Below are 10559 nucleotides of genomic sequence, written 5' to 3'. Positions count from 1 at the left end.
TCTGCAGTCCGCTTTATCGGACCAATCAGAACAGGAGAGACCGATATTTCTGGGGGGGATTTAACCACAACAAATAACCTAAATCAATAAAAACCAATTATGCGTTACTTTCTCTTTACCCTTCTCACCCTGTCGTCAGTATTCCTGTCTGCTCAAGACTTTGCAGACATAGACAAATCTCCACTCGATGCAGCTTACTATCCTGCACGTGCGGCTTTCCGCGCATTCGCAAAAACGGATAGCGCTGCAATGGCTATGGAGCCCAAGATCAGAGTTCTTTACAGCCGACCTTACAAGAAGGGCCGTGAAGTATGGGGCGGCGACTTAGCTCCCTACGGCGAGCCCTACCGTCTTGGTGCCAACGAAACCACAGAGATTACGTTCTTCGCTCCTGTAAAAATTGGCGAGCAGGTAGTACCTGCCGGCCGCTACACGATGGGGGCCATTCCTAACGCCAACAAATGGGAGGTTTTCTTCAGCCTCGATGTCGATGGCTGGGGAGTGTACGCCTACAAGCCTGAGTTCAACGTTGCGACCATCACCGTACCTACGGCCAAAGCGGATGAGGTAATTGAGAATTTTTCCATCTCTCTCTACGAAGCAGCACCTGGAACTGTCCACCTCAAAATGGGATGGGACAAGACAGTAGTCGAAGTTCCTATTGTACTGGTGAAATAGGCTGGTCGGGAGTCGAGAGTCTGGAGTCGGGAGTCTTGAGTCGGGAGTCGGGAGTCGGGAGTCGCTACCGCGAGCAACCGCTCTTTTCGCTTTGCTCAATCGCCTTGTGCGAGGGAGGAGCTTGGGAGTCGGGAGTCTTGAGTCGGGAGTCCGGAGTCGGGAGTCGCTGCCGCGAGCAACTGCTCTTTTCGCTTTGCTCAATCGCCTTGTACGAGGGAGGAGCTTGGGAGTCGGGAGTCGGGAGTCGGGAGTCGCTACCGCGAGCAACTGCTCTTTTCGCTTTGCTCAATCGCCTTGTACGAGGGAGGAGCTTGGGAGTCGGGAGTCTTGAGTCGGGAGTCGCGGGCATCATTCATTTCGCTTTGGCTGATCCGGTGAGGTGAGCAAGCGCAGCGCCGCGAACGGTACTTGCGGCAGCGACTCATGAGTCTGGAGTCGGGAGTCGGGAGTCGGGAGTCGCTGCCGCGAGCAACTGCTCTTTTCGCTTTGCTCAATCGCCTTGTACGAGGGAGGAGTCTGGGAGTCTGGAGTCCGGAGTCGGGAGTCGCTACCGCGAGCAACCGCTCTTTTCGCTTTGCTCAATCACCTTGTGCGAGGGAGGAGCTTGGGAGTCGGGAGTCGGGAGTCGGGAGTCGCTGCCGCGAGCAACTGCTCTTTTCGCTTTGCTCAATCGCCTTGTGCGAGGGAGGAGCTTGGGAGTCGGGAGTCTTGAGTCGGGAGTCTTGAGTCGGGAGCATCATTCATTTCGCTTTGGCTGATCCGGTGAGGTGAGCAAGCGCAGCGCCGCGAACGGTACTTGCGGCAGCGACTCATGACTCCAGACTCATGACTCCCGACTCAAATTCTCCGACTTCAATCTTCCTTATATTTGCCTGACCAAATTAAACTGATCATGCCCACCACCACCAAGAAAAAAGCCTTCACCACCAAGTCCGACTTTCAGCAATCCAGCAGCCCGGACCGCTTTCAGCACCACGACTACTTCGGAGTTGACGAATTACTTACCGACGAGCACAAAATGGCCCGTGATGCGGTCCGTGACTGGGTCAAAGCCGAAGTTGCGCCCATCATTGACGACGCCGCGATGCGCGGCGTTTGTCCAACTCATTTGTTCAAAGGCCTCGCTGAGATCGGAGCTTTCGGCCCTTCGCTCCCCGTTGAATACGGCGGCGGCGGAATGGACGAGATAGCTTACGGTGTGATCATGCAGGAGCTGGAGCGTTGCGACTCCGGTCTGCGCTCGATGGCATCCGTACAGGGTAGCCTGGTGATGTACCCGATTTACAAGTACGCGAACGAAGAGACAAAGAAGAAATACCTGCCCAAGCTCGGCGCGGGAGAATTCATCGGCTGTTTCGGTCTTACCGAGCCCGACTCGGGCTCTGACCCGAGCAGTATGATTACCAACATCAAGGATGCCGGCGACCACTACGTCCTGAACGGAGCTAAGATGTGGATCACCAACAGCCCCGTTGCTGACCTAGCGGTTGTGTGGGCAAAGGACGAAGACGGCAAAGTACGCGGCATGGTCGTGGAAAGCCAGTGGGAAGGCTTCAGTGCTCCCGAGATCAAAGGTAAGTGGAGCCTCCGGGCTTCCGTTACCGGCGAACTGGTGTTTGACAACGTAAAGGTGCCGAAGGAGAACGTCTTCCCCGACATCAAGAGCTTACGTGGTCCGTTGAGTTGCCTCAGCAAAGCTCGCTACGGTATCGCCTGGGGAGCCATTGGTGCGGCACTTGACTGCTACGACTCGGCCCTGCGCTATAGCCAGGAGCGGACACAGTTTGGTAAGCCGATTGGCCAGTTCCAGCTCACGCAGAAGAAGCTGGCGGAGATGATCACCGAGATCACCAAAGCTCAGCTGTTGGCGTGGCGCCTTGGCACCCTCGCTAACAAAGGCGAAGCCAGCCCCGCTCAAATTAGTATGGGAAAACGCAACAATGTGAATATGGCCCTGGAAATCGCGCGCGAAGCCCGGCAAATCCACGGCGGCATGGGCATCACGTCTGAATACCCGATCATGCGCCACATGGCCAATCTGGAGTCGGTCGTTACCTACGAAGGCACCCACGACATTCACCTCCTGATTACGGGAATGGATGTTACAGGATTCAATGGGTTCGCCTAGAAATATGATCTGAGACCGGTACGACAAACGTCAGTTGTCTCGGCTTCAGGGAATATGCCGCGGCTCGTACTGAGCATTGTAAAATTCAGTAGGATCCGGTTCAACCTTTTCGCTCACGACCGGGCAACACGGCGTTCAGTATTCATTCTGCCCTAAGCGGCAGTTTGAATACTGAACGCTTTTTTTTGCGGCAAACCCATGCAATGCAAATATGAAGTTACCTTAATGCTCCTTTGGAGCCGGAATACCCCGTGTTATTCTGGTACTTTCGTGGGGTTACGTCCCAACTAAATCTCTCAATATTTTGGAAGACCAGTATTTGACTTACAGCCACCACATCAACATCAAACGGCCGGGCATTGCCCTGGCCATTGGACTGCTGTGGATCATGCTGGTCAATTGTTCCTCAGAGCCACCAGTTTCGGATCATCCCGGTGCGGAGGTCGCCTTGTCCTACTGCGGCAGCTGCCATCTGGTCCCCGCCCCCCAGGACCTCCCGCACAACATCTGGGAAGAAGAAGTGCTGCCAAAGATGGGTGCTTTCCTGGGTAAATACGGTAGCAGAAGCCGCAGGTTCTACCTCGAGAATACCCAAACGGCTCCTTACCTGGAATCGCTGTACCCCATAAAAGCAACGATCGATTCTTTGGACTGGGCGCTACTGCAGGACTACTACCTCACGGCGGCTCCGCCTACCCCACCCCTCACTCCCGAACCCGCTCCGATCAGGAAGTTGCGTCAGTTCTCGGTTAACCCGGTAACCTTACCCGATGAGAAAACCGATGCGCCCTACACCACGCTGCTCAAATTTGACGACCTACGTAAGGAAATAATTGTTGGAGCCGCCGGTCAGCGCGGTGGGCGGTTGCGGACCTTCGATCATAAGCACACCTTGATCGGCGAGCGGGAGGTAGACTCTGCGCCGGTTGATATTGACCCCGCAACCGGGACAATTCTTACGATGGGTAGTTTGGTGCCTTCCGACCTGCCACGGGGTAAAGTCAGTTCGTACTCATCGGATTCTCTGCGAATCCTTTTGGATACCCTTGCCCGTCCCGTAGCAATGGAACGTTTAGACCTGGACCGGGACGGCACCGCCGAACTCATAGTGGCAGAATTCGGCAATATGGCGGGAGCACTCAATGTTTACCTCCCCGACGAAGCCGGAGTTTACAGGTTGAAGCGCACGCTGAGCGGGCGTTCCGGTGCCATCAGGTTGCGAGCTACGGACCTGGACCAGGACGGCTGGACAGACCTGGTAGCCCTGTTCGGACAGGGCGACGAATCTGTGGTAGCCTATTTCTCCCGGCCCGGAGGCGTGGAGCGAAAAATCCTCTTGCGGTTCCCCCCGAGCTACGGGTCGTCGGACCTGGAGATAGCGGACATGAACGACGACGGCCACCCGGACCTGATCTGTACCAACGGGGATAATTTTGATTACCCGCCTTTTCCTAAAAACTACCACGGTATCAGGATTTACGAGAACGACGGCGAGGGAAGTTTCACGGAGGAGATGTTCTTTCATCTTGACGGAGCTTACAACGTAGAAGTTGCAGACTTCGATAGCGACGGCGATATGGACCTTGCGGCAGTTGCCTATTTCGTGCCCGATCACCTCCGGCCCACCCACAGTTTCGTTTATCTGCGCAGAAGTTGGAGCTTGCACGGTTACAACTTCAAACCAGCCGGTTTCCGGAAACCCGACGGAGTGCACTACCTCACTATGGTCCAGGGAGATGTTGACCAGGATGGAGACGTTGATCTTCTGCTGGGCAACTTTGCGGCTTACCTCCCAAACGGGATCGTTTCTGACGTAAAGCAAGGAGCGCCCTTACCCGCCTACCTGTTTCTGAAGAACACAGCGATCACCTCCGGACAATAGGCGCGGAGAACCTGTAATTGAGCAGCAGCAATAGATTTGTCTGTAACCGAGCCATTAACTCATATTGCACCTGCGGCCGCGCCCCAATTGCCCCAACAGACCGAAAGCAGAAACGAGCATAACGCTGAACAATGAATGCAAATTCAATTAACTTCGCCCATCATCGGGTTCTTCCGCTGGCGCTTTTTCATCCTTACAAAGATGCTTAAAATAACAGATTTCGTAGTTTCTCCCCAGCGTCACCTTGGCTTGAATTTTGACTCCGGACAAGACAATTTAATTGAACAGACACCCGACACTCCTCAATCCTTCCGAGTTGTAAACAACGTCCCCGTTTTTCTGGATCGCTCACTTAATTCCGATAAACACGAAGGCTTCGACTATGCAGAACATTATGAAGTAGACGCAGTAGAATTTGACTATTTCGGAGAATATGAAGATGAGGCTACCCAAGATGAAAACAGAAGACTCCACGAAGCTATTTTGAAAGAAACCCCTCAATCTGCGGCACGAATTTTAGATGTAGGCTGTGGCGGCGGCTGGGTGGCTAAAAGCCTACTTCCGCTTAAACGCAAGGTGGTATCCTTTGATATAGCATTGAGCAATTGCATTAAGATCCTGGCCCGTCATCCTTCCCCCAACCATTTTGCGGTAAACGGGGATGTGCTGAATCTTCCTTTCAAAGAGGCTTTTTTCGACGTCGTAATATCTGCTGAAGTTATTGAGCACGTTACTGACACCAAGGCTTACATCGACAACTTACTGCGAGTGACTAAGCCCGGAGGGAAAATCATCATTTCAACGCCCTACAACGAAAAGCGACAACATTCGCTGTGTATTCATTGCAACCGCATGACGCCACACAATGCGCACATCCATTCGTTCAAAGAAAACTCACTTGACGATATACTTGCTTCTCATCAGGAAGCTCAGTTGAAAACCCGTACTCTCTCTAATAAAGCACTTCTTTTTTTGAGAGGCTACAGACTGCTACAGCATCTTCCTCACGGCCTCTGGACCTTTGTTGACAACCTTGCGAATAGAGTTGTACCTAAGCCTTTCCGGCTTATCTACATAATCACAAAGGCATAAGTTAATATCATCAGAGCCAGGTAGCCTAAAAAAAACCGCACGTCCATATATCTGCGTGGATGGATCTTCATGTAATAGTGGACGTACAACATTAAAATGAGCTTGTTAGACACGTCAGCGAATACGATCGACAGAATTATCCCCACAAGTCCGAAATAATAGGCGGCAATCGAGCAAACCACGATTTTCACCAGCAATTCTGACAAGCTGAATAAGTACAACCCTTTGGTTCTCCCCATTGCTATCATTACTGGCATTGGAAATAAGAGCCTGCTGACAACTACAAACAGATAGGCCTGAAACAAGGGCAGACTCTCCACAAACAAGTCTGTAAATACAAACGTCCACCATACACCGGAAGTAGCCATCAGAAAAATCGCACCTCCGAAAATCCAGTGAAAGAGCCGGCGGGAGGTTTCTTTCAGCAAGTCTAATCCTGCCGAAGGCGCTTCCGTAAGCCGGGGCAGGACGACTACCATTGCGCCGTTGATTATCGCTGCCAGCAGCGGTAATTCCCGTGCACCGTAGCGGAAGGTGGCGAAAACAGACTCGTCTCCCTCATACCAATAGTTTACAAACCAAAGATCGAAGGCAGTTACTAAAGCGCCTACAGAAGCATAAAGGATCAAAGGCCAGGCCGTAGAGAGCAAACTGGTAATAGCAGAGAAAGGGAAGGAAGGTTTTTCACCATTTAATGCCTGGCTCTTCTCTCCCTCTTTGCCACGTAAGGAGAAGCGATCATAAATCAGCCAGCCTCCAATAATCAGCCCCTTCACCCCCGCAAAGGTGGCCAGAACGAACAGTGCATCGGTAAGGCCGGAACCGTAATAGATCGGAAGTAACAGCGCAAGCATGAACCCTAGTGCCGACAACCCGCTAAACAGCACCAACACGAGTGGTTTCTCCCGGATGGTAAGTACCTGCTCAAAGAAGAGACCTGGCCACTGGGTCAGTAAAAAGAGAAAGTAGTACCACCAGCCGGGCGGCCCATCTCCTATACTGAGTACACGAAACAACAACTCGTGCATCCCGCCAGCAAAACCAAGTAAACACACAGAAAACAAACCAACCCCCACGATGGCTACTCGTGAGAACGCCGCTGCTTCCGCAGGTCTGATCGTCCGGACCTGCACCAAATAGGCTTGCAACAAACCTGTTAACCAGCCGAAGCCCAGCATATAGCCTACATAGAGTAAACTCTCCCAGTCACCAATTACTTCCCGGCTCATGCCAAGCCGTGGGAGAGCAAGAGCCACCACGATTATCGCTCCCTGGCGGGCAGCCTGAGCGAACTGGCCGGCGCGGATTAAGATTTTAGCGTTCAGAGTTCAGAAATTGGAGTGCAGAGTGCAGAGAATAAGGCTAAACTAGTGAAACCTCGAATCCGAAGCAAAAATATAGCTCCGTATCATATTTCCGTACACTGACTTCTGTACTCTGACCTCTAAATTTCCTCCGTCGTATGCGTAAGCTCCATCCCGAAGGATTTCATTTCCTCCAAAACGGGCTCGTAGACTTCCTTCATGGTGGGGATGTGTACGCCGGTTGCTTTGATGGAACCCTGGCTGATGAGCCGGACAAAGATACCCATCGGCAGGCCAACGAGGCGCGACATGGCCGTATCTTCAGCATCCTCCCCTTTCATCGTGAGGTTACTGACGTCACGGAAGGTTTTGCCGTCCAGCTCGTAATCGATCTGGTGTTGCATAACGATGAGGTCTTTATCGTCCGGTGAGAGTTTCCACTTGTCAAGGAGGAGTCTCTCGAGGATCAATGCAGGTGTTGCGTCGCGTAGTCTGATGCGTTTTTTGGTGAAGAGCCCCAGCCATACGAGCCGGTCCATCACTTCTCCGTTGGGTGGCACGTCCAGCATACCGGCAATACGGTCTTTGACCGATCCTGAGCCTGAAGGCGCCAATGCCTCCATCAGTTCATGGTAGGTTATTTTCCCGCTATCGAGGATTGGGAAGTCGGCATCGGTGAGGCCGACCTGAACCAATGCATTCCAGGCAGCAGCATATCCCGGGTAGCGGAGAGTTCCCCGCAAAATAGTAGGGATGTCATCGAGGTTGTACTGTTCACGGTACAGCAGACTGTCTCGGTTGGCGTACGCCTCGAATGCGCCTTGCCCGGGAACATTGATGTTCCATACCGTGCTGAACAGTCGTTGATAAGGGATAAACTTGAGTTTCCCGTCCTGAAGGTACTGCGCTGTTCCCTGGCCAGCCAGTACAACGTTGCGGGGGTTCCAGGTGAATTTATAGCCCCAGGGATTATCGTTGCTCTCCGGTGCGACGAGCCCTCCGGTGAACGAGCGAAAGGCCGTGATTTTGGCTCCCTTGGCCCGGATCGTGTCGAGCCGCTGCATAGCTGTCATATGATCAATGCCGGGATCGAGCCCCATTTCCCCCATAAAGATCAGTTCGCGGTCGCGGGCTTCGTCGCCCAGACGGTAGAGTTCCTGACTAACGTAGCTCGCCGTAATCAGATGTTTCTTGAGCCGGATACAATCGTGGGCGACCTCAAGGTGAAGGTGAGCGGGCAGCAAAGAGACGACAATATCGGCCCGGCTGATGAGGTCACTACGGTCGTTTGTTTTGGTTACGTCTAACCAGGCGCTTGTTCCGCGCGGGTGGTCACCAATTTTAGCGGCGGCGGCGGCGGGGTCGGCATCGGCGACGGTTACAGTCCAGGACAACTCCTCGCTTTTATCGAGGCAATATTTGATGAGGGCTGCGGATGATCGGCCGGCACCGATAATGAGAATTCTTGCGGACATGTTTGTTTGGCTTGGTTAGTGGCTAAGGGCAAATGTAAGACGCGCTTCGCGCTTTTTACTCTAAGCCCCCAACGATCCCCTTTACGGCGAACAAAAGACCTCCGGAATCAGGCCAAACAAAAAACGACCCTTAGCATCAGAGCTAAGGGTCGTTTTAGGAAAGGAGAATGCTTTAAAACGCACTAAGCGCGTTTAGTCGGCCATTTCTTCTTCGATGTTGTGATCTACCAGAATCCGGTTGCAGTGCTCACAAATCATCACCCGCTTGCGCTGGCTGATTTCGAGTTGCTGCTGGGGCGGGATGGCGTTGAAGCAACCACCACAGGCGTTACGTTCTACGGTTACCACACCAAGACCGTTGCGGTAAGTATTGCGGATGCGGTCGTAGCCCTTCAGGAGGCGCTCAGAGATTTCCTTGCGCTGTTTATCGGATGCCCGACGAAGTTTCTTCTCTTCTTTTTCCGTCTTGGCGATGATGGCTTTTAGTTCCTCCTGCTTTACGCCGAGGAGTTCTTTCTTTTCAGCCTGCTTACCGAGCGTCATGTCCAGAGCAGCCTGTTTGGTCTCCAGTTCACGGTGGCTTGATCCGGCCTTCTTGTCGGAAAGCTGAATTTCCAAACGCTGCATTTCGGTCTCCTTCATCAGGGCCTCGTACTCACGGTTGTTCTTCACGTTGTTCATCTGCTCCTCGTAACGGAGGATGAGTTGCTCGGACTCCTTGATGTTATTGTCGTGGCGGGCGATTTCCTGCTTAAGGTCCTTCACCTGGCCTTCGAGGCGGGTTACGCGGGTATTGAGGCCCACGATCTCGTCTTCGAGGTCGCTTACTTCCATCGGAAGCTCGCCCTTCAGAATTTCAATTGCGTCGATCTGAGAGTCGATCTGCTGAAGGCGGAACAGCTCACGCATTTTTTCTTCTACCGTTTTTTCGGTTGCAACTGCCATGCGGGGGGGATTAATTTTAGTTTATTAGGTGAAGCTTGCAAGATAAATAACTGATTACCACGACTGAAGGTTGTTCAGACTGCAGAAAACAGAGGTCAGAATGCAGTAGCGGTAACATTCCGCATCCCGAATACTGAGACCTGACTTCGAACCTGTTAATAATCAGAAGGTACAGTTCTTTACGCCGAGCTCCTCACATTTGTTTGGGCCTCTACACAAAGTAACTGACCGGATTGGTCGTTAGCTCCGTGCAAAGAACCGCAAAGGTAGGGAATTTCTTTGTTAACAACTCCGCAAGTAATTGGGTTGTAAACTGTTCGCTTTCGTAATGCCCAATATCACAGATAATAATCTCGCCATCGGCGTCGAAAAATTCGTGGTATTTATAATCGGAAGTAACGAATACTTCCGCGCCAGCTTTCTTTGCCTGTCCCAGCAGGAAGCCTCCGGCACCGCCGCAAAGCGCTACGGTCTTCACGTCTTTGCCCGCAAGACGCGTATGTTTTACCACCGAAGCCTCCATACTTGTTTTCAGGTGGCGCAAAAACTCTAGCTCACTCATTGCGGCAGGGAGCTCTCCTACCATCCCCGATCCGATGGTTTCCTCCTCATTTTTGGGGCTAAGGATGCGCAGGTTTTCGAGCCCAAGGCGCTGAGCGATGCGTTCGTTCACGCCCTGGTGGCGAACGTTATCGAGGTTGGTGTGGATGGCGTAGATCGCCACATTCTCTTTGATGGCCTTAATCACCGTGCGCTCCACGTAGTCATTGCCGTTGAACCGCTTCAGGCCACGAAACACAATCGGGTGGTGAGCTACTACCATATTACAGCCGCGCGCTTTTGCTTCGGCGATGATTTCTTCGGTACAATCCAGACTGGTAAGGACGCCGGTCACCTCGGTATCCGAGTGGCCGACAATCAGACCGGCGTTATCGTAACTCTCCTGCAGGTGAGCGGGAGCGATGGATTCGAGGTAAGAAGTGATGTCTTGTATTGTCATTCTGATTTTTTGGCGCTTACGCAGGTGCAAAGAGGGGTTTAAAAACAAGGGCTTT

Annotated in this window: 8 protein-coding genes; 4 read left to right on the top strand and 4 right to left on the bottom strand. The window is 52.6% G+C overall.

Annotated elements, in window-relative coordinates:
• The first annotated feature begins 99 nt into the window (after positions 1–99).
• From FUA23_RS15305 to FUA23_RS15290, 4 genes are all read left to right on the top strand, one after another.
• Positions 100–678 carry a DUF2911 domain-containing protein gene (locus FUA23_RS15305; RefSeq protein WP_147931632.1) on the top strand — a complete coding sequence of 193 codons (579 nt, stop codon included), beginning with the start codon at positions 100–102 and terminating at the stop codon, positions 676–678.
• Positions 679–1570: 892 nt separating this feature from the next.
• Complete coding sequence (locus FUA23_RS15300; RefSeq protein ID WP_147931631.1) at positions 1571–2806, top strand: acyl-CoA dehydrogenase family protein; 1236 nt, start codon at positions 1571–1573, stop codon at positions 2804–2806.
• Positions 2807–3110: 304 nt separating this feature from the next.
• Positions 3111–4688, top strand: a complete 1578-nt coding sequence (locus tag FUA23_RS15295; RefSeq protein ID WP_147931630.1) for an FG-GAP repeat domain-containing protein — start codon at positions 3111–3113, stop codon at positions 4686–4688.
• Between the two features lie 135 nt (positions 4689–4823).
• Positions 4824–5780 carry a class I SAM-dependent methyltransferase gene (locus tag FUA23_RS15290; protein WP_147931629.1) on the top strand — a complete coding sequence of 319 codons (957 nt, stop codon included), beginning with the start codon at positions 4824–4826 and terminating at the stop codon, positions 5778–5780.
• On the opposite strand, the gene FUA23_RS15285 is transcribed toward FUA23_RS15290, so the two are convergent.
• The 4 genes from FUA23_RS15285 to FUA23_RS15270 all read right to left on the bottom strand — a co-directional run bounded on the left by FUA23_RS15285 (position 5759) and on the right by FUA23_RS15270 (position 10504).
• Positions 5759–7009, bottom strand: a complete 1251-nt coding sequence (locus tag FUA23_RS15285; RefSeq protein ID WP_147931628.1) for a polysaccharide biosynthesis protein — start codon at positions 7007–7009, stop codon at positions 5759–5761. The two genes, FUA23_RS15290 and FUA23_RS15285, sit on opposite strands and share 22 nt — an antisense overlap.
• Before the next feature lie 215 nt (positions 7010–7224).
• The gene (locus FUA23_RS15280) at positions 7225–8559 is read right to left on the bottom strand and encodes a saccharopine dehydrogenase C-terminal domain-containing protein (protein WP_147931627.1); all 1335 of its coding nucleotides are present in this window, start codon (positions 8557–8559) and stop codon (positions 7225–7227) included.
• Between the two features lie 192 nt (positions 8560–8751).
• Positions 8752–9504: a zinc ribbon domain-containing protein gene (locus FUA23_RS15275; protein ID WP_147931626.1), complete on the bottom strand. Its 753-nt coding sequence runs from the start codon at positions 9502–9504 to the stop codon at positions 8752–8754.
• A 211-nt stretch (positions 9505–9715) separates the two neighbouring features.
• A complete protein-coding gene (locus FUA23_RS15270; RefSeq protein WP_147931625.1) occupies positions 9716–10504 on the bottom strand; it encodes a Nif3-like dinuclear metal center hexameric protein in 789 nt (262 codons plus the stop codon).
• Positions 10505–10559 lie beyond the last annotated feature (55 nt).

Source organism: Neolewinella aurantiaca (assembly GCF_008014675.1).
Lineage (GTDB): Bacteria > Bacteroidota > Bacteroidia > Chitinophagales > Saprospiraceae > Neolewinella > Neolewinella aurantiaca.
Note: the sequence above shows the minus strand (reverse complement) of the source record. Positions and strands in the feature narration are given on the sequence as shown.